At 37.3% G+C, this 21,726-nt stretch carries 33 protein-coding genes and 2 tRNA genes; 30 read left to right on the top strand and 5 right to left on the bottom strand.

Annotated features, from left to right (window positions below):
* Positions 1-159: 159 nt before the first annotated feature.
* Positions 160-234 (bottom strand) — tRNA-Thr (locus C0Q33_RS07945).
* Positions 235-353: 119 nt separating this feature from the next.
* Between C0Q33_RS07945 and C0Q33_RS07950 the strand changes: the two genes are divergently transcribed.
* Positions 354-995, top strand: coding sequence for a C2H2-type zinc finger protein (locus C0Q33_RS07950; RefSeq protein ID WP_101478071.1), 642 nt, complete (start codon positions 354-356; stop codon positions 993-995).
* 13 nt (positions 996-1,008) lie between these two features.
* A complete protein-coding gene (locus tag C0Q33_RS07955; protein ID WP_101478072.1) occupies positions 1,009-1,470 on the top strand; it encodes a cupin domain-containing protein in 462 nt (153 codons plus the stop codon).
* Positions 1,471-1,474: 4 nt separating this feature from the next.
* Here C0Q33_RS07955 and C0Q33_RS07960 read toward each other — a convergent pair whose 3' ends face one another.
* Positions 1,475-2,320: a class I SAM-dependent methyltransferase gene (locus C0Q33_RS07960; RefSeq protein WP_165776480.1), complete on the bottom strand. Its 846-nt coding sequence runs from the start codon at positions 2,318-2,320 to the stop codon at positions 1,475-1,477.
* A 48-nt stretch (positions 2,321-2,368) separates the two neighbouring features.
* On the opposite strand from C0Q33_RS07960, the gene C0Q33_RS07965 reads away from it, so the two are divergent.
* The gene (locus tag C0Q33_RS07965) at positions 2,369-2,629 is read left to right on the top strand and encodes a phosphoribosylformylglycinamidine synthase subunit PurS (RefSeq protein WP_101478074.1); all 261 of its coding nucleotides are present in this window, start codon (positions 2,369-2,371) and stop codon (positions 2,627-2,629) included.
* On the opposite strand, the gene C0Q33_RS07970 is transcribed toward C0Q33_RS07965, so the two are convergent.
* Complete coding sequence (locus tag C0Q33_RS07970) at positions 2,626-3,066, bottom strand: CBS domain-containing protein (RefSeq protein WP_101478075.1); 441 nt, start codon at positions 3,064-3,066, stop codon at positions 2,626-2,628. The genes C0Q33_RS07965 and C0Q33_RS07970 overlap by 4 nt on opposite strands.
* A gap of 136 nt (positions 3,067-3,202) precedes the next feature.
* Positions 3,203-3,802: a rhomboid family intramembrane serine protease gene (locus C0Q33_RS07975; protein ID WP_101478076.1), complete on the bottom strand. Its 600-nt coding sequence runs from the start codon at positions 3,800-3,802 to the stop codon at positions 3,203-3,205.
* A gap of 173 nt (positions 3,803-3,975) precedes the next feature.
* Between C0Q33_RS07975 and purQ the strand changes: the two genes are divergently transcribed.
* The 6 genes from purQ to C0Q33_RS08005 all read left to right on the top strand — a co-directional run bounded on the left by purQ (position 3,976) and on the right by C0Q33_RS08005 (position 10,264).
* Positions 3,976-4,656: a phosphoribosylformylglycinamidine synthase subunit PurQ gene (gene purQ / locus C0Q33_RS07980; RefSeq protein ID WP_101478077.1), complete on the top strand. Its 681-nt coding sequence runs from the start codon at positions 3,976-3,978 to the stop codon at positions 4,654-4,656.
* Positions 4,653-6,818, top strand: coding sequence for a phosphoribosylformylglycinamidine synthase subunit PurL (purL, locus tag C0Q33_RS07985; RefSeq protein ID WP_101478078.1), 2,166 nt, complete (start codon positions 4,653-4,655; stop codon positions 6,816-6,818). The genes purQ and purL overlap by 4 nt, the downstream gene beginning before the upstream one ends.
* A complete protein-coding gene (locus C0Q33_RS07990) occupies positions 6,811-8,247 on the top strand; it encodes an amidophosphoribosyltransferase (protein WP_101478079.1) in 1,437 nt (478 codons plus the stop codon). The genes purL and C0Q33_RS07990 overlap by 8 nt, the downstream gene beginning before the upstream one ends.
* Before the next feature lies 1 nt (position 8,248).
* Positions 8,249-8,494 carry an Lrp/AsnC family transcriptional regulator gene (locus tag C0Q33_RS07995; protein WP_101478080.1) on the top strand — a complete coding sequence of 82 codons (246 nt, stop codon included), beginning with the start codon at positions 8,249-8,251 and terminating at the stop codon, positions 8,492-8,494.
* 68 nt (positions 8,495-8,562) lie between these two features.
* A complete protein-coding gene (purC, locus tag C0Q33_RS08000) occupies positions 8,563-9,390 on the top strand; it encodes a phosphoribosylaminoimidazolesuccinocarboxamide synthase (RefSeq protein WP_101478081.1) in 828 nt (275 codons plus the stop codon).
* A gap of 337 nt (positions 9,391-9,727) precedes the next feature.
* The gene (locus C0Q33_RS08005) at positions 9,728-10,264 is read left to right on the top strand and encodes a winged helix-turn-helix domain-containing protein (RefSeq protein WP_101478082.1); all 537 of its coding nucleotides are present in this window, start codon (positions 9,728-9,730) and stop codon (positions 10,262-10,264) included.
* 5 nt (positions 10,265-10,269) lie between these two features.
* Here C0Q33_RS08005 and C0Q33_RS08010 read toward each other — a convergent pair whose 3' ends face one another.
* Positions 10,270-10,686: a DUF371 domain-containing protein gene (locus tag C0Q33_RS08010; RefSeq protein ID WP_101478083.1), complete on the bottom strand. Its 417-nt coding sequence runs from the start codon at positions 10,684-10,686 to the stop codon at positions 10,270-10,272.
* Between the two features lie 51 nt (positions 10,687-10,737).
* On the opposite strand from C0Q33_RS08010, the gene psmA reads away from it, so the two are divergent.
* The 21 genes from psmA (at position 10,738) to C0Q33_RS09370 (ending at position 21,638) form a co-directional block, all read left to right on the top strand.
* On the top strand, positions 10,738-11,475 hold the full coding sequence (psmA, locus tag C0Q33_RS08015; protein WP_101478084.1) for an archaeal proteasome endopeptidase complex subunit alpha: 738 nt from the start codon (positions 10,738-10,740) through the stop codon (positions 11,473-11,475).
* Between the two features lie 38 nt (positions 11,476-11,513).
* The gene (locus tag C0Q33_RS08020) at positions 11,514-12,329 is read left to right on the top strand and encodes a putative RNA uridine N3 methyltransferase (protein WP_101478085.1); all 816 of its coding nucleotides are present in this window, start codon (positions 11,514-11,516) and stop codon (positions 12,327-12,329) included.
* Between the two features lie 216 nt (positions 12,330-12,545).
* Positions 12,546-13,544, top strand: coding sequence for a 50S ribosomal protein L3 (locus C0Q33_RS08025; RefSeq protein ID WP_101478086.1), 999 nt, complete (start codon positions 12,546-12,548; stop codon positions 13,542-13,544).
* A complete protein-coding gene (gene rplD / locus C0Q33_RS08030; protein ID WP_101478087.1) occupies positions 13,541-14,353 on the top strand; it encodes a 50S ribosomal protein L4 in 813 nt (270 codons plus the stop codon). Before C0Q33_RS08025 ends, rplD begins: the two co-directional genes overlap by 4 nt.
* Positions 14,350-14,616, top strand: coding sequence for a 50S ribosomal protein L23 (gene rplW, locus C0Q33_RS08035; protein ID WP_101478088.1), 267 nt, complete (start codon positions 14,350-14,352; stop codon positions 14,614-14,616). The genes rplD and rplW overlap by 4 nt, the downstream gene beginning before the upstream one ends.
* Positions 14,617-14,657: 41 nt before the next feature.
* Positions 14,658-15,053, top strand: a complete 396-nt coding sequence (locus C0Q33_RS08040) for a 30S ribosomal protein S19 (RefSeq protein WP_101478089.1) — start codon at positions 14,658-14,660, stop codon at positions 15,051-15,053.
* 5 nt (positions 15,054-15,058) lie between these two features.
* Positions 15,059-15,514 (top strand): 50S ribosomal protein L22, encoded by a 456-nt coding sequence (locus C0Q33_RS08045; protein ID WP_101478090.1) that lies wholly within the window; start codon positions 15,059-15,061, stop codon positions 15,512-15,514.
* 2 nt (positions 15,515-15,516) lie between these two features.
* On the top strand, positions 15,517-16,278 hold the full coding sequence (locus tag C0Q33_RS08050; protein WP_101478091.1) for a 30S ribosomal protein S3: 762 nt from the start codon (positions 15,517-15,519) through the stop codon (positions 16,276-16,278).
* Positions 16,278-16,481: a 50S ribosomal protein L29 gene (gene rpmC, locus C0Q33_RS08055; protein ID WP_101478092.1), complete on the top strand. Its 204-nt coding sequence runs from the start codon at positions 16,278-16,280 to the stop codon at positions 16,479-16,481. The genes C0Q33_RS08050 and rpmC overlap by 1 nt, the downstream gene beginning before the upstream one ends.
* A complete protein-coding gene (locus tag C0Q33_RS08060) occupies positions 16,478-16,744 on the top strand; it encodes a ribonuclease P protein component 1 (RefSeq protein ID WP_101478093.1) in 267 nt (88 codons plus the stop codon). The genes rpmC and C0Q33_RS08060 overlap by 4 nt, the downstream gene beginning before the upstream one ends.
* Entirely contained in the window at positions 16,741-17,064 is a 324-nt protein-coding gene (locus C0Q33_RS08065; RefSeq protein ID WP_101478094.1) for a 30S ribosomal protein S17, read from the top strand. Before C0Q33_RS08060 ends, C0Q33_RS08065 begins: the two co-directional genes overlap by 4 nt.
* Positions 17,064-17,501, top strand: coding sequence for a 50S ribosomal protein L14 (locus C0Q33_RS08070; RefSeq protein WP_101478095.1), 438 nt, complete (start codon positions 17,064-17,066; stop codon positions 17,499-17,501). Before C0Q33_RS08065 ends, C0Q33_RS08070 begins: the two co-directional genes overlap by 1 nt.
* Position 17,502: 1 nt before the next feature.
* Positions 17,503-18,030 (top strand): 50S ribosomal protein L24, encoded by a 528-nt coding sequence (rplX, locus tag C0Q33_RS08075; RefSeq protein WP_101478096.1) that lies wholly within the window; start codon positions 17,503-17,505, stop codon positions 18,028-18,030.
* The gene (locus C0Q33_RS08080; RefSeq protein ID WP_101478097.1) at positions 18,030-18,746 is read left to right on the top strand and encodes a 30S ribosomal protein S4e; all 717 of its coding nucleotides are present in this window, start codon (positions 18,030-18,032) and stop codon (positions 18,744-18,746) included. The genes rplX and C0Q33_RS08080 overlap by 1 nt, the downstream gene beginning before the upstream one ends.
* Positions 18,747-18,751: 5 nt before the next feature.
* Positions 18,752-19,273, top strand: a complete 522-nt coding sequence (locus C0Q33_RS08085) for a 50S ribosomal protein L5 (protein ID WP_101478132.1) — start codon at positions 18,752-18,754, stop codon at positions 19,271-19,273.
* 1 nt (position 19,274) lies between these two features.
* Positions 19,275-19,451 carry a 30S ribosomal protein S14 gene (locus C0Q33_RS08090; RefSeq protein ID WP_101478098.1) on the top strand — a complete coding sequence of 59 codons (177 nt, stop codon included), beginning with the start codon at positions 19,275-19,277 and terminating at the stop codon, positions 19,449-19,451.
* A gap of 6 nt (positions 19,452-19,457) precedes the next feature.
* Positions 19,458-19,850, top strand: a complete 393-nt coding sequence (locus C0Q33_RS08095; protein ID WP_101478099.1) for a 30S ribosomal protein S8 — start codon at positions 19,458-19,460, stop codon at positions 19,848-19,850.
* Positions 19,840-20,400 (top strand): 50S ribosomal protein L6, encoded by a 561-nt coding sequence (locus C0Q33_RS08100; protein WP_101478100.1) that lies wholly within the window; start codon positions 19,840-19,842, stop codon positions 20,398-20,400. Before C0Q33_RS08095 ends, C0Q33_RS08100 begins: the two co-directional genes overlap by 11 nt.
* Before the next feature lie 45 nt (positions 20,401-20,445).
* Positions 20,446-20,519: transfer RNA gene (locus tag C0Q33_RS08105), tRNA-Asn, on the top strand.
* Positions 20,520-20,720: 201 nt separating this feature from the next.
* Positions 20,721-20,984 (top strand): hypothetical protein, encoded by a 264-nt coding sequence (locus C0Q33_RS08110; protein WP_101478101.1) that lies wholly within the window; start codon positions 20,721-20,723, stop codon positions 20,982-20,984.
* A gap of 501 nt (positions 20,985-21,485) precedes the next feature.
* On the top strand, positions 21,486-21,638 hold the full coding sequence (locus C0Q33_RS09370; protein WP_165776481.1) for a hypothetical protein: 153 nt from the start codon (positions 21,486-21,488) through the stop codon (positions 21,636-21,638).
* Positions 21,639-21,726 lie beyond the last annotated feature (88 nt).

Below are 21,726 nucleotides of genomic sequence, written 5' to 3' on the forward strand. Positions count from 1 at the left end.
AATAATTTGAATAATTTGAATAATTTGAATAATTTGAATAATTTGAATAATTTGAATAATTTGCATTGTTGTTTCAGAAAATAGATTATCAGTATTACGACAATTTTCTTATTACATTTGTGGTAGGCATGATAGTCTGGGAATTTGAGATATTTTATAAGCCAACGAAGGGATTTGGACCCTCGACCTTCTGATTACAAGTCAGATGCTCTAGCCAGGCTGAGCTACGTTGGCATGTGGTTATGGGTTTTAGAAGGTGGTTTAAAATGTTGTCACACTTGACAACGATCAAAAAACGGGTTTCCTAAATTAAGACCACACGAAATTTATATCCTAATCCAAGAATCACCGCGTTGGCCGACACAGAAAAAAAATGTGATATCTGTGGTAAGGCGTTTGAAAATTCTGATAAATTAAATAAACACAATCTAGAGTCTCACAAGAACGAGCCGGCAAAGGTTAGGAGAGTAGCATCCCAGTCTTCTCGATACAAGGCAACTGGAATTGCAGCTGCAATTGCAATAGCGCTTGTAGTAGGCGTATATTTTTCTGAGAATCAGTCATCTCCTAGAAATCCAATACAAGGGGTGGAATGTGAACCAGTGGAGGCTTTGGTATTTCATATACATGCTCATCTCGATGTTATGGTAGATGGCAAATCTGTCACAGTTCCAGCAGGAATTGGGATAAAACCAAACGTATGTTTCTATTGGTTACATACTCATGACACATCGGGTGTTATACACATAGAGTCTCCACGTGAAATTATATTTACTCTGGCACAATTCATTGAGGTCTGGGACAATACTCCTGGTATATCTCCAAGTTTTGAAGAAGCTACAAATGGTGACACGAATCTCAAGGTCTTTGTAAATGGAACTGAGGTCAAAGACGGGTTTGATAAAATCCAGCTAGCTGCACATGATGAGATTGTCATAATATCTGGTAACATACCGCCATCAATTCCATCATATTATGAATTTGGCGGATTATAGATGGTAGACAGAAATGGCAAAACTAAATCTCTCAAAATTAAAATCTGACAAAGCCCTTGTCAAAAGCAAAAAAAGATATTTTGTAGGCAATGCGTGGTTAAATGACATTTCTGTTAAACTCCAAATCAAAGGAGAAAAAGTCTACCTTGCAAATTTTAACAACGGGGCAAGAACCAAAGTGCATTATCATCAAGGTGGACAGATTCTTGTGGTGACAAAAGGCAAAGGAATGCTTGTAATTTACAAAAAGACAAGTATCAAAAAAGAGACTGCAAAAATACAGAAACTATCCCAGACAAATCTACAAGAGGGCGATGTTGTTTTTATTCCAAAAAATATTCTTCATTGGCATGGCGCTCTAAAAGGCAAAAACTTTGCCCATGTGGCACTCAACATATTTACAGATAATGCAAAAGAGGCCCAGACAATCTGGTATGAATCTGACTTTGTATCTTATGCTAAAAAAATCAAATGATGTTTTAATCATTAAACCCTGATGCAATTAGTATAGTCCAAGGGAATATCAACTTGCCATTTTTCTCATATGTTGAGGCATTATTCTTTGCATCTTGTTTTATTTTATTCATGATTTTTGTACCATGGCTTTCTAACTTGGCTCTGATTGAATTTGCAGTAGAATGCATATAGTCTTTCCAATATTCTTCAAAGGTTCCTGGCTTGTAGACAAATTCATGTCTTGCAACTGTGACATTTACAAAGCCTGCCTTTGCCAACTCTGACTCTAAATCTTTGGGGTTGCCAAACCTGTGCACTGTAGGTGTTCCCCCAGGTCTGATATCTGGAATATGTTCTAGGATGGGCTTCATTATTGTACTAAAATATGGTACGTCTTCTGCTAGCCCGTGCACTGCAACTACTACCATGCCTTTGTGGTTTAGAATTTTTTTAATTGATTTTAAGACTTTATGCGAGTCTGGAAAAAACATTACTCCATACTGGCATGTGACTTTATCAAACTTGAAATTAAATCCAATATTTTCTGCATCCATTTCTAGAAAATTTGTGTTAGGAAAAGTAATTGTCCCCTTTGCTATTTTCAGTGCGGTTCTAGACAGATCAATTCCAACCAAGAGGCCTTTTGGACCTAGCAATTGTGAAATCTCTTTTGAAACAACACCTGTTCCACATGCAACATCTAGTACCTTGTCATCAGGTACGATATCTGCTATTTTTACAAGTTCTGTAGTAGACTTGAATGGTCCTACTTTTTGGTCTGCCCAGTTGTAATGATAGTCTGGAGCTACTGTATTCCAGTTTGCCTTGGTAGTAATTTTATATTGGATTGGATCAAAAATTGGTTTCATCTTCGCAGACTTCTCAAAGCTTAAATTGATTATAGATAAACGCATTTTATGCCTTCCTTTAAAGTCAATATAATAATTGAAAACAAGCCTGAAATTGTAGACCCGGAGGGTGATACTATCTTTAACGACTTGATTCTAAAGGACAAAAAAACAGCGATCAAAAAGGTCCGTTCTGCCAAGATGCTCCGATTTATCATTGATGCAAAAAGCAAGGAATCTGCAGAAAAATCTGTCTTGGATGCATGCAATGAATTTAGAATTTACAATCCCCTTGTAAGCAAGGTCTCAGTTGAGACTCTAAAAGTCTAACCGGTTTTTACTACTTTTCTGTTAAGAGCAGTGACATCATCTACTGCCCCATCTATTAGCAGCTTACTCCGCAAGTATTTTGCAAGGTCAGTCTCTGTTATGATTCCTACTAGCTTGTCGTTTTCTAATACTAGTAATCTGCGGACATTCTTGTTTAGCATCTTTTGAACGGCGTCCTCGATTGGAGTCATTGGTTCTACCCACCTATAGTTGGCTGACATGATCTCTGATAGTGGAACTTCGGCACTTTTTCTGTCTGTTGTTGAGACTTTGCGGGCAAGGTCTCTTTCAGTTACAAGTCCAATTGGCTTGTCGTCCTTTACTACGACAAGGGAGCTAATTCCCTTTTCTGCAAAAAGCAATGCAACGTCTTTTGCAGTCTTGTCATGTTCTATAGTTATTACAGAGCGAATCATTATATCGCGAACTAGACCCATAGCTAGTAGCTCCAAATATTGGCATAAAAACGATTCTACTTTTCTAAAATAAAACCTAGTCAAAGTATTTTTTCCAAGCTTTATATTTTTTTAATTTTATTCTACAATTTGACACAAAACTAGAAAATTAAATAAATCAAATTCTATACAAGTTTCTCTTGCGGCGTTCAAGGTCGATGAGTAGTTTTGTCAGTACAAGTCCTGTGATAAATCCTCCAACATGGGCTGCAAATGCTATGGTAATTGATGTGACAGAACCGATGAATACGTAGAGCACTTGGATTGCAAGCCAATAGTACCCTCTGATATCTCCCATCGCTGCCGAGATTCCAAGAACGCCAGAGATTGCCCCTGATGCCCCAATCAGTACAGAGTCTCCGTTTCCAAGTATGTATGACGCAATGATTCCATGAAATAGTGCTCCGCCAAGTCCTGCCATTATGTAAATTGCGATAAACTTTCGTTTGCCGATTGATCTCTCTCCATATCCTCCCATGTATGCCAGTGCAAACAGATTGAATGCAATATGGGCAATACTTGCGTGGATGAACATTGATGTAAACATTCTCAAAATACCATCCAGAAGATAGCCATCCTTGAACAGGCCATTTGGAACAAACCCGTAATTGGAAATTATTGCATTCTGGGTGTTACTTAGAATTCCATATGCAAAAATTACAGTGTTTATAACAACTAGGGTTGTGGTAACAGGAGGCGGAGTTCCTAACTTTAACATCTGTTCTTGGGAATTATTGCTGTAATAAAACGATAAGGACACAAATACGGCAAATATATGATCGCTATACCAAATATGCGATCAACATGTCTGTATAGTATGGTGTAATCATAAATTAGTTTTAAAAAATTATTGCCGATTCAATTTAATATCTCCAAAAAATAATGTAAGATGTGAAGGTTGCAGTAATCGTCTTCCCAGGTAGTAATTGCGATCGAGACATGCACCATGTTCTAACTGATGTTTTTCATCTTGACTCACAACTTGTGTGGCATACTGATGAATTGCCAAAGAATATTGATGCTATTGTGTTGCCAGGTGGATTCTCATATGGCGACAGACTCAGAGCAGGTGTAATTGCAGCTCATAGCCCTGTCATAAAAGATATTAAAAAGATGGCAGAGAAAGGCATGCCTGTTCTTGGGGTGTGTAACGGTTTTCAGATACTAGTAGAATCAGGTCTTTTGCCAGGTGCTCTGCTCAAAAACACGTCGCTGAATTTTATGTGCAAGTGGACTGAGATAATTGTAAAAAACAACACGACTCCATTTACAAACAAACTCAAACTAAATCAGAGAATCCCCATTGCTATAGCAAATGGGGAAGGGAGATACTATGCAGATGATGCTACGCTAAAATCTTTAAAGAAAAATAATCAAATTGTCTTTACTTATGTCGAAGAAGTTAACGGTGCATCTCTTGGCATAGCTGGAATATGCAACAAGGCAGGAAATGTTGTTGGAATGATGCCCCATCCTGAAAGGTCTGCTGAGCAAATTATAAATCCAAAAAATGCAAAACCGGCATCATTAATCTTTGAATCACTTCTAAACACCTTGGGCGTAATAGCATGAGTCTGACTCCGCAAGAGTCCAAATATCTTGAAAAAAAGATAGGCCGAAAGCCAAATCCTTTGGAGTTTCAGATTGTAGCAGCTGAATGGTCAGAACACTGTTCCTACAAGTCTTCAAAAAAATATCTCAAGATTTTACCAAAGGAAGGAAAACGTGTGATATCTGGTCCAGGATATGATTCGGGTGTTCTTGATGTAGGAGATGGATATGTTGTCACTGTACACATTGAAAGTCATAATCATCCATCTGCAGTGGAACCATATGGGGGAGCTGCAACGGGTGTTGGTGGAGTAATTCGCGATATATTGTCTGCAGGAACTAGACCTATTGCAATTTTAGATGGACTGCGATTTGGAAATATAGAAAAAGATCATCATGCAAGATGGCTATTCAAAAATGCCATAAGGGGGATTGCAGACTATGGTAACTGTCTTGGCATTCCAACAGTGGGTGGCGAAATTGAGTTTGACAAGTGTTTTACAAATTATGCGTTAGTAGATGTGGCCGCAATTGGGTTTGGCAAAAAAGAAAATCTCATACGAAATAGGGCTCAAAAGGGAGACTATGTTGTTCTAATTGGAGGCTCTACTGGAAGAGATGGGATTGGTGGCTCACAGTTTGCCTCTGACAATCTAGATGCAGATAATCGCTCAGCTGTACAGATACCAGATCCGTTTATTGAAAAACTAGTAATTGAAGTGATTCTGGAGGCAAGGAATCAAAAATGCATCAAGGCAATGAAAGACCTCGGAGGTGGAGGGTTGTCATGTGCAATATCGGAGACTGCAGATGCACTTGGTATAGGAATTGAACTTGACTTGTCACTTGTTCACAAGAGGGAGCAAAACATGTCGCCATCTGAACTGATGGTATCTGAATCCCAGGAAAGAATGCTTGTTATTACTGATCTTGCAAAACTTACAACGCTTAAAAAAATATGTGAAAAATTCAGAGTTCCATATTCTGTTATTGGTAGAGTTCATGAAGATAAAATGATGGAGGTAAAACTAGACAAAAATACGATTGCAAAACTTCCAAGTCAAATTGTTGCAAATGCCCCTCTTCTTGATAGGCCATCATCTAAACCCAAATATCTGAGTGCACTTGAACAAGTCAAAAAACCTACAATGCCTACTGATATCTCAAAAACGTTTTTGAAGATGCTTTCAAATCCTAACATTGCAAGCAAACACTGGGTCTATTCTCAATATGACCATGAGGTAGGTATCAGAACGGTTGTAAAACCTGGGGGCGATGGTGCCTCTCTCAGACTAGACAACGGTAAGTTCCTATCTGTAAAAATTGATGGAAATTCAAAGCATTGCTACATAAACCCACGGGAGGGCGTGATTGGATGCTTTGATGAGGCCTGTAGAAATGTAATTTGCACTGGAGCAAAACCAATTGGAATGGTTGATCATCTCCAGTTTGGAAATCCAGAAGATCCAGAAATATTTTGGACGTTCAAGGAATCGGTTCAAGCTATAACTGACTATGCAAAATATTTTGAAATTCCATGTGTTGGAGGCAAAGTTAGTCTTTACAATGAGACTGATGAGGGACCAATCAAGCCAACTCCGCTTATTGGAGTCCTTGGTCTAAATGAAGGAAAACCTCTGATTCCAAAGAAAATCGAAAATGGTGATCTGTTGATAATTGTAGGTATAACAAAAGATGAACTTGGTGGTTCTGAATACTATGAATACATCCATGGAGTGATTGGAGGAAAGTGTCCAATTGTTGATATGAAGTCGTCCAAAAAAATTCAGGACGCTGTCTTGGAACTCATACATCAAGATGTTATAAAAATTGCACATGATTGTTCCAAGGGAGGACTCGGTGTAGGAATATCAAAGCTATGCATCTCAAATGAAATCGGATGTATGATATTTGTTGAAAAAATTCCATCAGATAAATTGCGATTAGACGAACTATTATTTTCTGAAACACACTCTAGGTTTTTACTTGTAATATCTCAACAAGACGAAAAGAAAGTAATGTCACTTCTTGAAAAAAAAGGCATAACACATGCAAGTATTGGTGATTTTTCTGGTAAAAACATGACATTCAAAGAAAAATCAAAAATTGTTGCTTGTATAAGGATTGATAAAGCACAAGAAAAATGGTTAAACTCGTTGGAGGCGCTTGTAACACATGGTTAAAGAAAACTGCGGCGTAGTTGGAATTTTTAGCTTGGACGGTGCAAACGTAATTCCCATGATAATTGATTCCCTGAGGGCACTTCAGCATAGAGGTCAAGAAGCATGGGGGGTTGCAGTACCAAAGAAACAGCCATACAAACAACTGGGGCTGGTATCTTCCGCCATAACTGAATTTGATAAACTTACACGTGATTACATATCTCCTGCAGCAATAGGGCATGTCCGATATTCTACCATGGGTAAAAGTAATCTCGAAAACGCACAGCCTCTCAAAGTCAAGGATCTGTGTATAGCTCATAATGGTACAATATCAAATGTAGAGGAGCTGACTGGAATGGTTGGCGGTTGTACATTTACTCCTCAAAATGTAAGTGACACTCTGATTGCTGCCCAGAGGCTTGTTGCATTGATGGCAGATAATGGAAAACTTGGAAATGCATTATCTATTTTGAAAAATGAAATGGTTGGCTCGTTTTGCTTTACATTTGTATCTGACGATAATGCGATTTATGCAGCGCGTGATCCAAAAGGTTTTCGACCAATGGTACTTGGTTATAGAAAAGACAATAACACTTACATTGTTGCTTCCGAGTCTGCCGCACTCTCAGCTGTAGGTGCTCAGCTAGTACGCGATGTAAAACCTGGAGAACTAATCAAGATTAGTAATGCTGGAATAGAATCCGAAATGTTTTCAGAAGTAAAACAGCCAGCTCACTGCTCGTTTGAATTTACTTATTTTGCACACCCCTCAAGTGTGATGGAGGGCTCTAACATTTACTTGGCAAGAAAAAGAATTGGACAATTTCTTGCCCGCAAGTTTGCAATAAAGGATGCAGACATTGTAATTCCGGTTCCAGATTCTGCAAGACCTGCTGCTTTGGGATATGCTCAAGAACTGGGTGTACCATTTGAAGAAGGGCTACTCAAGGATAGATATAGTAGAAAAGGCCCACTGCGCAGCTTCATAGAACCACATCAAGCAGATAGAGTAGAGATAAATCGCTGGATAATTCCAATCACTCAAGTAATTTCTGGAAAACATGTCGTTGTAGTAGATGATAGTCTTGTTAGAGGTACTAGTTCCAAGGCAATCATCAAGGCACTAAGAAGATCTGGCGCAAAAAAGATAAGCATGGTAATAACATTTCCACAAATTCAATTCCCATGTTATGCCGGAATAGACTTTCCATCACAAGATGAACTTGTTACATACATGGGAGATGGTAAGAAATACACAGAAGATGAGATTACAGAAAAAGTAAGACAGATCATTGGGGCTGACTTTCTTGGATATAATGATGCAAAGAACTTGGCAGCTGCTGTTGGAATGGAGCATGACTCGATGTGCTTTACATGTTCAAGCGGTGATTATTCTTCACTGGGAATAAAGCCTATGTTTAAAACTCGGGCAGAAATCAAAGGGGAATGATATGGAACTGTCATTTGTCTTGGTAAAAAGCAAAATGGGACATGAGATGGATGTCATGAACGATATTCTCAAAATTGATGGTGTAAAGGAAGCGACTGGGACATTTGGTCAGTATGATATATTTGTAAAAGTTCAGGCTCCGACAAGAGCAGAACTTGATAAAATAGTTACAAAAAAAATCCGTCTAGTGTCAAACGTTCTCTCAACTACTACTCTACCTGCACTTGCTGGCAAGCCCACAAAATGAATAATTTTCCTATCCTGACTCTAAACGGTATATCAGTTTAAATCCAAGTCTGCTCAATGACCGCCTGTTTGAAGTTTTTACGCTCAGGCAAGGTAAAAGACATTTACGAGCTTCCGGATGGAAATATCTTATTTCATTTCTCCGATAGGGTATCTGCATTTGATGTTAAATTTTTAACTCCAATTCCTAAAAAAGGCGAGGTGCTATGCAGGTTTGCCGAATTCTGGTTCAAAAAACTACCAATCAAAAACCACTATGTCAGAACCGAGGGCAAGGACAAGATTGTCGTAAAAAAAATGCAAATGATTCCAATTGAATGCGTGGTACGGGGATACTTCTATGGAAGTCTTGTACAAAGATGGAAAGATGGCAAGGTCAAGTTGCCAGATGGTTCAGTTCCACAACTTGCAGCAAAACTCCAGATGCCAATCTTTGATCCTACAACAAAATCTGAAACCCATGATATACCAATATCAAAACAAGATGCAATTGACAAAAGTCTTGTAACCCAAACTGAATTTGAATGGCTTGAAAAGACATCTCTTGAGATTTATCAACAAATGTTCCAGACTGCAGATGCTGCAGGATTTGTACTTGCTGACTTGAAATTAGAGTTTGGAAAGATAGGAAATGATATAGTGCTTGGTGACTCTATTGGACCTGATGAGTATCGCCTCTGGCCAAAAGAGTCTTACCAGGTTGGAAAGATTCAGGAAAGCTTTGACAAGCAACTGTTGCGTGACTGGCTTGCGGCAAACGGATATCAAAAAAAGTTTGAAGATGATAGAAACGAAGGAAAAGAACCTGTTGCACCACAACTGTCAGATACTTTGTGCAACGAATTGTCGTCAAGATACATCATTGCATATGAAAAGATAACTGGAATCAAGTTTTAACTCGAATTTCAAATTCAAACCCTTCTGTATTTTTTCTCACTACTGACCATTTGACCCATCAGGTCGACAGGTTTTTCTAAATTTTTTATTTTTTTAAAATTTTTAGTATTTTTTGTACCGATACAATAACACTAGTAGTGGTATGATATTGATACAACCGTTGTTAATTTGATACTAGTATTATGATATACATCAGTATGTGTTATTGTATGTTACATTGTGACTAGAAGCATTCAGACGGATTGATCAAATATAGAGCATAAAAAAAAATTACGTATTGGACAAAAAAATATGATCTCTTGATCTTTTAGGATTACTACAAAAGATGAGTCAGAATATGTCAACACTACTACAAAAAGAACTGAAAATAAACAAGATACTTACAACTAATGCAGACCAAGCAAAAGCCCTTGATGATACTGCACGAATTAAAATTCTCCAAATTCTATATCATAAGCAACTTCCAACAGAACGGATTGTAGAAGAGTTAAACAAAATGGGATACAAAAAAGCAACCACTACAATAAGGCATCACATCGATGTTTTAAAAAATGCAGGATTAGTTGAAATTGTAAAAATGGAAGAAGTCCGAGGGGCTGTTTTGAAATATTATGGAACATCAGTTAGACTGATGGGCAACAAACTTCCAGCCAACTTTGAAACTGAATTCTCAAAGATGATTGCAGAAACATCTGTAAAATTAGAGAAAGTAATGAAGAACATCTCTGAAAATGTAGGTTCTAAAATAAAGAAAAAAAATCCAAAAAATGTTTCTCTAGAATCAAATTACGAAGAACATGTTGTGATGGAAATAGTAAACCGCGCAATGACTAAAGTGTTTGAAAGCAACTCTTCACCACATATTCCGAAATAAATTTTTTATTTTATTTCTATTCTGAAAATTCCTACAGTCTCCGGATTTTGTAAAGCATCTACTATTTGTCGTGGAATTGAATCTGATGCAGTATCACATCCAATTGACAAAGTTCTTGGACATGTGAAATTGCTTTTTCTAATTACAATGTCATGAGGGTTTGTCAAAGCAAGCTTCGCACTGCCTCTGCCTTTTACTTTGAATGAATGGTTTCCAACTAGTATTGTACATGTGATCTCTGATTGAGGTTTTTGCAACAATGTTTTCATTTCATCTGGAATTCCAAGACATCCACATGATGCATTTACACCTACTATGCAATCTCCATTTACTGTAAGATCTGATTCAGTTGTTATCTCAATTGATTTTGGATGAAGTGATCTTACATTTTTGTGACCGCGAAATGAGATCTCAAAACGCATGTTCTCAAGTTGTATAAACTTAAATTAAACCTTCAAAGGAAGAATTTTGAAATGCTTCCAGCAGCTGCAGGTTATGATAGAGCAATTACTGTCTTTTCGCCTGATGGCAGACTTTACCAAGTTGAATATGCAATAGAGACAGTACGAAGAGGTACTCTTGCAATAGGTGTCAAGAGCAAGGATGGAATCATACTTGCAGTAGAAGAAAAACCACGAAAATTACAAAATTCTGATATTACTCAAAAAATATTCCAAGTAGATGATCACATTGGAGTTGCAGCAGCAGGCTACATCCCAGATGCAAGATCACAAGTAGACAATGCTAGATTCTTTTCACAAAGTAACAGAATGATATACGATGAACCAATAGAGGTAGAAGCAGTTGCAAAACACTTGGCAGATCAAGCCCAGCAATATACTCAATATGCAGGTGTAAGACCATTTGGTGTCGCACTCATAATTGCAGGAATTGACAAGAGTGGAAGCACCATATATCTTACTGATCCAAGTGGTACATACATCTCATACGATGCAGTTGCAATTGGTGCCGGTGCAGATCAAGTTACTGAATTTCTAGAAAAAAATTACAAGCATGACATGTCAGTTGAGGAAGCAGCAGCCATGGCAATTGAATCAATCTATCTTGTAAGTGAAGAAAAAGAAGGTGTAAAACACATCAAGATGGCTCAAATTCCTACCGCTACTAAACTGCTGACAAGAACATCTGAGAAAGACATTGAACACTTTGCTTCCAAAGCAAAAGAAAATATCGCCAAGAGACCAAAGTAGCACCTAATATTTTATAACGCAACAATCTAGAGCATACATTGAAAATTTCAATAGCAATCCCTGATTCGTCATTATCTGAAGAGCCAACTCCTCTTGACAAGGCAATGAAGATATCTCAGATTGCAAGGGCTTGTTCGATATTTCATGTAAATGAAATTTACATCTACAAAGAATCTAGCGGCTCTGACAGGGATAGATCATTGCTTCGAACTATTCTTCGTTATCTTGAAACACCACAATATCTTCGCAGAATGCTTTATCCTATGAGTAGCGACTTGCAATTTGCTGGCAGTCTTAGTCCGCTCAAGATTCCATCACATGTGCAAACAACTGATCCAAAAAAAGTCAAAGCACGAGATATCAGAGATGGCGTTGTTGTATATTCTAGAGGAGGTAAATTTGTCAACGTTGGTTTTGAAGAATTAATTCCTTATTATGGCAAAGATGAAGAAGGAAAGAGAGTCATAGTTCAATTCAAGGAAGGATATCCAAAATTTTCAATAAAACAGATTGGAAAAGAAGAGATCTCACAGTATTGGGGATATGATGTTAAAGAGATATCTAATCTTACTAATTTTCTTAGCACTTGGGGCTCACCTGTGATACTTACATCAAGAAAAGGCAAAACTATACATAAAACTCAAAAATATTTTGATGAAATCTCACACGAAAATGTCTTGATTGTTTTTGGCTCTCCAAAAAAAGGGGTCCATGAAATCGTGGGAAAAAATATTGGTAATATTCCAAGATCGCAAGTATTGAATTTCTTTCCAGATCAAGCAACAGAGACTGTTAGACTAGAAGAGGCCATTCTTGGAACTCTTGCTGTGTTGAATACTCTGACTCGTAACTAGTTTTAATATGGATCTGGATTGGTAAGAAAATATTGGAGAAAAAAAAATTTTTACTTTTTGGAATTATTGCAGGTGTTGCAGGAATTATAATTGGAAGTATTGTCATGATTTCAAGTATAATGCACTTTTGGCACTAAGATCTCAATTTAAAAATCGAATTTTACTCTTTTTTACTTATAGACTTATAATGGGGTTTTCGACAATTGCAATTTATCTATGGGTCATAGGAAGCATAGTCAACCTAGGAGGGGAAGCCTTGCATATTTGCCAAGGGGTAGAGCGAAGAGCATGGAAGCCAGAATTAGAACCTGGCCAGATGTGAAAGCAGATCAGCCAAAACTTCTGGGCTATGCCGGTTTCAAAGCAGCATGTATGCGTATTGCAAGTATTGATGATCGTGAAAAGACTCCTAATTTTGGAAAACAACTTGTCGGACTTGGCACTGTAGTTGTTACACCGCCAATGTCCATAATTGGAATAAGAGGTTATTCAAGAGACAGATATGGTGTTGATTCAACTTTTGATGTTTACGCAAAAGATTTACCAAAAGAACTTTCAAGACTTTTCAAAACAAAACCAGATGAAAAAGGAATTGAGAGAGCAGAAAAATCACTTAGTCATATTGATGAACTCTTTGCAATTGCAGCTATTCTTCCACGTAAAGCAGGACTTGAACAAAAGAAGCCATACGTTTTTGAAGTTTCAGTTAAAGGCGGCGACATTCCAAAACAATTTGCATTCATAAAAGATCTTCTGGGAAAAGAAGTCAAAATTGATCAAGTGTTCCAAAAGGGAGTGGAAGTTGACGTTGCAGCTATTACAAAAGGAAAAGGTATCGAAGGTCCAATTACAAGATGGGGTGTCAAGAAGAAACAACACAAATCACGAAAGAGTGTAAGAGCTCTTGGTACGCTAGGTCCAATTAGTCCTTCAACTATCATGTACACAGTTCCAAGAGCTGGTCAACGAGGTTTCCATCAGAGAACTCAGTATAACAACAGAATCATGATAATCAGTAACACTGCAAATGAAGAATTAAAAATAAACCCAGCTGGCGGTTACAAACACTTTGGAGTAGTCCAAGGTGATTATGTTGTAATACGTGGCTCAATTCCAGGAACTTATCGAAGGCTTGTAAAACTTCGTGCTCCTGTTAGACCAAAGTTGACAAAGGTTACACCACCAAAAATATTAGAGGTCATGATTAACAAATGAAAGTTCCAGTATTTTCAACAACAGGTTCAAGCGATGGCGACATTGAATTGCCACTAGTATTTTCAACTCCAATTAGAAATGAACTAATCCACAAAGCATACCTACATTTGGAATCTCATGCATTTCAAAGACAAGGCAGATATCCAAACGCTGGAATGGACGTGGTTGCAGAATCAAACAGTCCTCCTACAGGTCATCACCAAGCAAGAGTTGCAAGAATGGCAGGTGGTGGAGGTGGAAGACAAGGCCAAGCCGGTGGTGTTGCAATGACACGTAAAGGAAGACAAGCTCATCCTCCAACTTCAGAAAAAATAGTACACAAAATGCTAAACAAGAAGGAAAATAGACTTGCACTATGTACTGCATTGGCCGCAACAACTTCATCTACTCTCGTAAAGCTTAGAGGTCACAAGGTGGATAAAATAAATTCATTTCCAATAGTTGTATCTGATCAAATTGAATCAGTATTCAAATCAAAAGAATTAGCAAAGATTTTTGATGCCTTACATCTGTCGCAAGATATTGATAGGCTAAAAGAGAGAAAAGCTCGCACAGGAAAACCTCGTCTTAGGGGTAGACAAGCAAAGATAGGAAAAAGTGTATTACTTGTAGTAAAAGATTCTAAGAACCTTACTAAAGCTGCAGGCTCTATTTTGGGAGTAGATGTAGTAAACGTAAAAAATATCAGCGTACTTGACTTGGCTCCTGGTGCAAGACCAATCCGATTAACCGTATTCACAAAGGGTGCTATTGAAGAAATTTCCAAAATAAAATCTCCTCATCTTGAAATCATGGTGACTACAAAATGAATATTGAAGAAGCAAATCACATCATTTTGAAACCATACATTACAGAAAAGACATTTGCACTAGTTGAAAATCAAAGCAGAATCTGTTTCTTGGTAAAAGAAGAAGCAACCAAACCAAAAATTGTAGAGGCGATAACTCTTCTTTACAAAGAGGATCCAGTTGGAGTAAATATCTGCAGAACCATATATGGTAAGAAAGCATTTGTAAAATTCCAGACAGTTGAAAAGGCAAGAGACTTGGCCACAAAGATAGGAATGCTATAATATGGTTAGTCTTGAATCAACTAAAGTAATGGTGAGAATAAATGGTTAAAGAGTACAAGTATAGAGGTCTACAGATCGAAGAATTAAAGGCCATGTCATTAGAGAATCTCTTTAAACTTTTGCCATCTAGAGCCAGAAGATCACTTACAAGAGGGATTACAGATGGTAAGCGCAAACTTCTCGAAGAAGTCAAAGCTGCAAATGCTGGAAAGACTAACACACAAATCAAAACCCATCTTAGAGATGTTATAGTTTTGCCATATTTTACAGGTATTACAATTCATGTTTATTCAGGAAAAGAATTCAAACCAGTAGTAATCAGACCAGAGATGGTTGGACATTACCTTGGAGAATTTGTATTAACCAACAAGAGAGTTGTTCATGGAGCACCTGGTGTGGGAGCATCAAGATCTAGCTTGTATGTACCATTAAAGTGATATCTATGCATTTTGACTACGCTTTCCAAAATTATGATAAGACAAGACACGTGCGTTCTGCATTAAGAGAAAAAACTATTTCTCACAAACATGCAAGAGAAATTGCACATCACATAAAAGGCATGTCTATAGAATCTGCAAGAGGTTTTCTCCAGTCTGTTACAAGATTGGAACGTGCGGTGCCGTTTAAGAGATACAATAACGAAGTTGGTCACAAATCAGATACTGGTGTGATGTCTGGAAGATACCCAGAAAAATCAGCAAATGAATTTCTCAAACTACTTGATAATTTAGAATCAAACGCAGAATACCGTGGTATGGATCTTGATAGATTGAAAATAGTTAATGCAACTGTCCACAAAGGCAGAAAACTTAAAAGATCTACTCCACGTGCAATGGGACGTTCATCACCTAAAGTAGACATTCTTACTCATGTTGAGCTGGTAGCTCAGGAATTGTAGAAATGTCCTCAGTCAAAAATGTAATCAATGATAGTTACAAATTAATGCTCTTGAAAGATTATCTAAGAGAGGCAATCAAAGAAGCAGGTTTTTCAGAAGTTGATATTCAAAAAACTCCAACTGGAACCAGAGTTGGATTACACGTTACAAGGCCTGGAATTGTAATTGGAAGAAAAGGAAGTGGAATAAGAGATCTTACTGCAGTTTTAGAAAAAGACTTTGGTCTTAAAAATCCGCAGATATCTGTAATTGAAATTGTAAAACCAGAACTTGAACCTAGTGTGATGTGTAATAGAATGTCCCAGCACCTTGCAAGAGGTACCGCATTTAGACGAGCTGTGATGTGGACAATGCAGACTATAATGGAAGCAGGTGCAATGGGTGTACAAATAACAACTTCGGGTAAATTAAGAGGTGATCGTTCTAGCTTTGAAAAACATAGCAAAGGCATACTTCCACGTGCTGGTCATGCAGCTGAGGTAATAGTTTCAGAAGATATTGCACATGTTCAGACAAAAATGGGTCTTATTGGAGTTAGAATCAGAATTGCAAGAAAAGAAAGATTCATTCCAGAATTTGAATTAAAGGCAATCAAGAAAGAAGCAAAACCAATAGTTGAGGAAGTGCCATTAGAGATTGAAATTGTAGAGGAGGCACAAATTGATCCAACAAAGCCACGTACAGAAAGTGAGGTAATCGAGTTGGAAGAAAAATTGATTGAAAAAGTGGAAACCTTTGAAGAGGTAGAAGAGGAGCTCAAGTAATGGCCAGAATAAAGATGAAGACTGTTCGAGAATTTAACGAGACTGATCTTAAGGATAGACTAGGTCAACTACGTTCCGAGTTGACTAAATTAAAAATTGAGGCATCCAAGGGAACATTACGAAAAGATAGTGGAAAAGTAAAACCACTTCGAAGAGATATCGCAAGAGTATTAACTAGATTAAATGAGATGAAAACCAAATGATTACAGCTGAAAATATTACACGTCATGAATTAATTGGACTTGAAACCTCTATTGTGGAATCTAGCAATTCGCAAGTGATAGGATTGCATGGAAAAATACTTGATGAAACTAAATCTATGTTTACTCTTGAAACTTCAACTGGCATAAAACACATGTCAAAAGTAGATTCAATGTGGAAATTTAATCTAAATGGCGTAACTTCTATTGTAGATGGAAAATCAATCGCAAAAAGATCATTTGAAAGAATGGGAGTAAAAGCATGACAAAAAATATAGGCATACAAGTCAAAGCACCCAAATCAGAATGCAATGATGATCTATGTCCATTTCATGGAGTCCTAAGTGTTAGGGGTAAACTGGTTCAAGGAAAAGTAGTTAGTGCTAAAGCTCCCAAGACTGTTGTAGTACAGCAAGAATTTCCAAGATTTGATATCAAGTTAAAGCGATATGCTAGAAGTCAAAGCAAGTTACACGCACACAGACCTCAATGTATTGATGTAAAAGAAGGTGACATTGTTCTTACAGCTGAATGCAGACCAATTTCAAAAAGTGTATCTTTTGTTGTAGTTGAGGTAGTATCATAATGGGCGCAACAAAAAGTCGTGCAGTATCCGCAAAAGGAGTTCAAGAATTCAGACCATATGTTACTAGAGCACTTCCATTAGGAGCTCAAGTAGTCTGTGCTGATAATACTGGTGCAAAGATTTTAGAAATTGTAATGGTTCAAAAAACAAAGACCAGAGTTGCTCGTTATCCTGCAGCAGCTGTTGGTGACTTTTGTAACGTTGTAGTTAAGAAAGGTCCTGGTGAACTTAGAGGACAAATATTTGGTGCGGTTATTGTCAGACAAAAATACGCAGTAAGAAGATTGAACGGAACACGAGTGACATTTGAAGATAATGCGGCAGTACTTGTAACCCCAGAGGGTGAAATCAAAGGTACTGAAATCAAGGGACCAGTAGCAGTCGAGGCAGCTGAAAAGTATCCGAGAATTGCAAACTTGGCATCTATGGTGGTATAATATGAAGCCGACAACAATCCGAAAAAGAATGCTTTACACTGCATCAAAACATTTACTTAGCAAACAACTTGGCTCACACCTTGCCAAAGATCTTAAAGAAAAATATCATTGTACAAGCATACGCGTTACCGAAGGCGATAGTGTTAAAGTATTACGTGGTGAATTCAAAGGAATTGAAGGTAAAGTTACTCGAGTTTCTACAGAGAAAAGAGGAATTGCTATAGAGGGAATAAAACGTGAAAAACTCAAAGGTGGAAATGTCGACATTTACATTCACCCATCAAATGTAGTTATTACTTCATTAAATCTTGAAGACAAATGGAGACAAAATAGACTTGCTGGACAAAAAACAAAGACTCCAAAGCCCGTAATTACACCTGAACCAAAAGTTGTAAAACCAAAAGAGGCAAAACCACAAGAGGTAAAACCAAAAGAACAAAAAGAGGCTACTAAAGAAAAGACAAAGGATACTAAAATGACTGATAAAAAGGATAAATCACAAACCGAAAAACCAAAGGGGAATAAGTAATGGTTAGCATCTCTGGAAGTAAAAAACTAAAAAGACAAATGGCTCCACTTTTCTGGGGCATTACAAGAAAAGACAAACGATTTGTCGTTACAGTCAAACCTGGTGGTCATAAAAAAGACGTATCAATTCCAACTGCGGTATTTCTCCGTGATACCCTAAAACTTGCTACCTCATTAAGAGAAGCAAAATCTGTCATATATAGTGGAAAAGTCAAGATAGATGGCGTTGTAAGAAAATCACTTCATCACGGAATTGGTTTGATGGATGTTGTTGAGTTGGATGGAGTCTCTGACATTTACAGACTTGTTCCAAAAGATTTGACTGTCTTGAAGCCAATCAAGATTAACTCATCTGATAAAACAAAGAAATTGCTCAAAGTCATTTCAAAGGTAACTATAAGGGGTAAAAAAACTCAATTAGGATTTCATGATGGCCGAACTCTAATTTCTGACGCAAAGGTAAACGTGGGAGATACATGTGTAGTTGAAACGCCAAAAACCAAGATTCTCGATATTATACCGCTCCAAAAAGGAGTCCAAGTAATGATTACAAGTGGAGTAAATGCAGGACGTACAGGCAAACTTACAGATGTAAAACTTGGAACATTTGTCTTACCAAAAAGAGCTGATGTTGATCTTGGTGACAGACAGATTGAAATTCAATCTGATTTGGTAATGGCGATAGGTACAGATAAACCTGTGATACAAATTCAGTGATAGATATGGCACAACAAACAGAACCTCCAATGAAGAAAATTTCAATTGCTAAAGTAGTTTTGAATATGGGTGTAGGAAAATCTGGTGACCCAATTGAAAAAGCAAAGGTTGCTCTACAGCATATTTCTGGACAAAAACCATCTACAAGATCTGCTAAAGCCACATATCGTGATTGGGGAGTACGAAAAGGTGAACCAATTGGAGTTGCAGTAACAATACGTGATGAACCCGCAATTGTACTTATCAAGAGATTATTTGCAGCAAAGGGTAATCAAATACAAGGCTCATCATTTGATAATTTTGGTAATCTTTCATTTGGTATTAAGGAACACATCGACATTCCAGGAGTAAAATATGATCCACAAGTCGGAATCTTGGGTATGGATATTTCAATTTCACTTACAAGACCAGGTTTTAATATTAGATTTAGAAGCAAACACAAAGCAAGTGTTGGACGTACACATATCATCACTGCAGAAGATGCAAAGGCATTTCTAACCCGTGAGTTTGGAATTCAGGTAGTATAACATGAAGAATCGTGATTACAAAGTAACCGGCAGAACAGTCCATACATTTGGAAAAGGTTCCAGATGGTGTAAGAGATGCGGTGATTACAATGCTGTAATTCAAAAATACGATCTAGATCTTTGCAGACGATGCTTTAGAGAAGTCGCAAACTCTTTAGGGTTTAGGAAATTTAAGTGATAGAAAATGCCAGCAACTAATATTCTAGCAAACATGTTTGTGACCTTGTATAATACAGAGGCAAGAAGAAAAGGAGAATGCCTAGTTTTACCTACATCCAAACTTGCAACTGATGTACTAAAGACACTTCAACATCATAACTATATTGGAGAATTTGAACACGTAGATGATAGAAAAGGTGGCAAGTTTAAGATACAATTGTTGGCAAAAATTACGAAATGCGGTGCAATTACACCAAGATTCAAAGTAAAGAAGGGTGACTATGCAAAGTGGGAACAACAATATCTACCATCGTACTCACGTGGTATGTTGATTGTAACTACTAATCAGGGAGTAATGTCTCATCATGATGCAGCAAAGAGTGGCTTGGGAGGGCTATTGATAGGATTTGTCTACTAAACAAGTTGAGGAGATACACGAAGTAACTATTCCAGTTCCAGATGCAGTAAAAGTATCTTTAAGTCACAAAATATTGCATGTACAGGGACCACTGGGAAAAACAAGAAAAACCTTCAAAAAAATACCAGTTGACTTGACGGTTGACGGGAAAAATATTGTCCTAAAATCACTAGGTGACAGAAAACGAGATTATGCTATATTCAAAACTGCAGAATCTATTGTAAATACGCTGATCAAAGGAGTTCAGACTGGATATACTTTTAAAATGAAAATTGTATATGCACACTTTCCAATTACAGTAAAAGTAAAAGATGGTCATATTCACGTAGAAAACTTTCAAGGTGAACGTGCGGCCCGAGTATCAAGAATATTTGGTGATAGTAAAGTAGTTCCAAAAGGTGATGATGTTATAATCACTGGTCCAGTCCTGACAGATGTCTCTCAGACTGCTGGAGCATTACAACAAAACACCAAAGTCAAAAATAAAGATCATCGCGTCTTTCTTGACGGACTTTATCTTTTCGAGAAACTCGACAAGATCGAAAAATAGATTTCAGCAAAGAATAAATCCGCTTATCCTACGAACAACTCTATTGCCGCCCTAGCTCAGCGTGGTAGAGCAGCTGGCTGTTAACCAGCGGGTCACCAGTTCAAGTCTGGTGGGCGGCGCTTAATATTTCTAAATTCGAGTTTTAAAATATTACTTTTTGATTACTATAGTTCTTGGACTGGAAATTTATGGTTTCATTATAGTATATTTCTAAATTCGAGTTGTGAAATATTGTATTGCGATCACATTTTGGTTTATTCTATTAGACTGTATAGATCTAATACAGATCATATCATGATGGTATATGCAGGAGGTCCACATTGGCCAGAACAAGACGCGCGAATAGATATTGCGTGGATTGTGGGGGTAGGTTAGTTTACTATCCTCGCCTTTCAAACCCAAAAGCTCCCAATGAATATAGGGTTCTGGTTTATGCATGTCCCGACTGCACTAAAGATTTTGATAAGCCAAAGATGTTCTCCATTAAACGAAATGTCGTAGATGAGCCAATTGAAACTGTGGAGATAGAAATTGTACAAGCAAGAGAAAAAATTCCAGAAATGGTAAAAACCACTACCGTCTGAAAAAATGTCAAAATCATCTGATATTTATCATATAAATCTCGAGCGTTTTTTGCCAACTTTTGGTCTAATACCCTCGGGTTTTAGGGTGTGAACTGCCTAGTTTTTGGAATTCTTCATGCCTATCTTCAATGTTGATATTTTGTAACATTTCAAAACTTGAAAATTTGCAACAAAAATCTAGGGTTTAGCTTTTCTTCCTACCAACAAAAGAAAATGAAACTCTTACTGGGTAATGGGGGTGTTTTGATCATTGGCTTGCATATGTACGCACAAGTGTTACACCCCCCCTAAAATTAGACGTTTTTGAAAAAATCACAATATGCCTAACTGGTGGAAAATAACAGGGGGTTGAACCCTTGAGCGTAAATTTCAAACTTTCAATATTTTTAGAAATTGTAGTTTTTTCCAATTTTTTGATTTGAAAAATTGGTATGATCTTGCAAGTTTAGTGTAAAATAGGGGGGTAGAAATAGACCATTTTAGTATAAAGAATTGAAGTCTATGGTTCTGTGTTACAAATGCTTTGAAGAAAAGCATCATGATTGTATGGGCAAACAAGGACTGTTTGTTTGCGACTGTGAACTTTGTAAGAAAGATTCCAAAGTCATCAATAATGTCATGCCAGACTCTATGAAATATGTAGAGAAGAATTAGGTACGCCTATAATTTTTCTAGTTTTAGAAAGTCTGAAAGTAATTTTATCGTGAGAGAATCACAAAAACCCTCACGATTACAGGCTTGG

This window comes from Candidatus Nitrosotalea bavarica, assembly GCF_900167955.1.
Lineage (GTDB): Archaea > Thermoproteota > Nitrososphaeria > Nitrososphaerales > Nitrosopumilaceae > Nitrosotalea > Nitrosotalea bavarica.

Excerpts from the sequence above, each read along its gene's own strand:
- C0Q33_RS08005 (WP_101478082.1), top strand. The coding sequence starts at position 9,728 with ATGTCAACACTACTACAAAAAGAACTGAAAATAAACAAGATACTTACA.
- C0Q33_RS08090 (WP_101478098.1), top strand. The coding sequence starts at position 19,275 with ATGAAGAATCGTGATTACAAAGTAACCGGCAGAACAGTCCATACATTT.
- C0Q33_RS08085 (WP_101478132.1), top strand. The coding sequence starts at position 18,752 with ATGGCACAACAAACAGAACCTCCAATGAAGAAAATTTCAATTGCTAAA.
- C0Q33_RS08070 (WP_101478095.1), top strand. The coding sequence starts at position 17,064 with ATGGGCGCAACAAAAAGTCGTGCAGTATCCGCAAAAGGAGTTCAAGAA.
- C0Q33_RS09370 (WP_165776481.1), top strand. The coding sequence starts at position 21,486 with ATGGTTCTGTGTTACAAATGCTTTGAAGAAAAGCATCATGATTGTATG.
- C0Q33_RS08060 (WP_101478093.1), top strand. The coding sequence starts at position 16,478 with ATGATTACAGCTGAAAATATTACACGTCATGAATTAATTGGACTTGAA.
- C0Q33_RS08095 (WP_101478099.1), top strand. The coding sequence starts at position 19,458 with ATGCCAGCAACTAATATTCTAGCAAACATGTTTGTGACCTTGTATAAT.
- C0Q33_RS07975 (WP_101478076.1), bottom strand. The coding sequence starts at position 3,802 with ATGTTAAAGTTAGGAACTCCGCCTCCTGTTACCACAACCCTAGTTGTT.
- purL (WP_101478078.1), top strand. The coding sequence starts at position 4,653 with ATGAGTCTGACTCCGCAAGAGTCCAAATATCTTGAAAAAAAGATAGGC.
- C0Q33_RS08010 (WP_101478083.1), bottom strand. The coding sequence starts at position 10,686 with ATGCGTTTTGAGATCTCATTTCGCGGTCACAAAAATGTAAGATCACTT.
- C0Q33_RS07970 (WP_101478075.1), bottom strand. The coding sequence starts at position 3,066 with ATGGGTCTAGTTCGCGATATAATGATTCGCTCTGTAATAACTATAGAA.
- C0Q33_RS08025 (WP_101478086.1), top strand. The coding sequence starts at position 12,546 with ATGGGTCATAGGAAGCATAGTCAACCTAGGAGGGGAAGCCTTGCATAT.
- C0Q33_RS07990 (WP_101478079.1), top strand. The coding sequence starts at position 6,811 with ATGGTTAAAGAAAACTGCGGCGTAGTTGGAATTTTTAGCTTGGACGGT.
- rpmC (WP_101478092.1), top strand. The coding sequence starts at position 16,278 with ATGGCCAGAATAAAGATGAAGACTGTTCGAGAATTTAACGAGACTGAT.
- C0Q33_RS08050 (WP_101478091.1), top strand. The coding sequence starts at position 15,517 with ATGTCCTCAGTCAAAAATGTAATCAATGATAGTTACAAATTAATGCTC.
- rplX (WP_101478096.1), top strand. The coding sequence starts at position 17,503 with ATGAAGCCGACAACAATCCGAAAAAGAATGCTTTACACTGCATCAAAA.
- C0Q33_RS07995 (WP_101478080.1), top strand. The coding sequence starts at position 8,249 with ATGGAACTGTCATTTGTCTTGGTAAAAAGCAAAATGGGACATGAGATG.
- psmA (WP_101478084.1), top strand. The coding sequence starts at position 10,738 with ATGCTTCCAGCAGCTGCAGGTTATGATAGAGCAATTACTGTCTTTTCG.
- C0Q33_RS08065 (WP_101478094.1), top strand. The coding sequence starts at position 16,741 with ATGACAAAAAATATAGGCATACAAGTCAAAGCACCCAAATCAGAATGC.
- C0Q33_RS08040 (WP_101478089.1), top strand. The coding sequence starts at position 14,658 with ATGGTTAAAGAGTACAAGTATAGAGGTCTACAGATCGAAGAATTAAAG.
- C0Q33_RS07955 (WP_101478072.1), top strand. The coding sequence starts at position 1,009 with ATGGCAAAACTAAATCTCTCAAAATTAAAATCTGACAAAGCCCTTGTC.
- rplD (WP_101478087.1), top strand. The coding sequence starts at position 13,541 with ATGAAAGTTCCAGTATTTTCAACAACAGGTTCAAGCGATGGCGACATT.
- C0Q33_RS07965 (WP_101478074.1), top strand. The coding sequence starts at position 2,369 with ATGCCTTCCTTTAAAGTCAATATAATAATTGAAAACAAGCCTGAAATT.
- C0Q33_RS08080 (WP_101478097.1), top strand. The coding sequence starts at position 18,030 with ATGGTTAGCATCTCTGGAAGTAAAAAACTAAAAAGACAAATGGCTCCA.
- rplW (WP_101478088.1), top strand. The coding sequence starts at position 14,350 with ATGAATATTGAAGAAGCAAATCACATCATTTTGAAACCATACATTACA.
- C0Q33_RS08045 (WP_101478090.1), top strand. The coding sequence starts at position 15,059 with ATGCATTTTGACTACGCTTTCCAAAATTATGATAAGACAAGACACGTG.
- C0Q33_RS07960 (WP_165776480.1), bottom strand. The coding sequence starts at position 2,320 with ATGAAACCAATTTTTGATCCAATCCAATATAAAATTACTACCAAGGCA.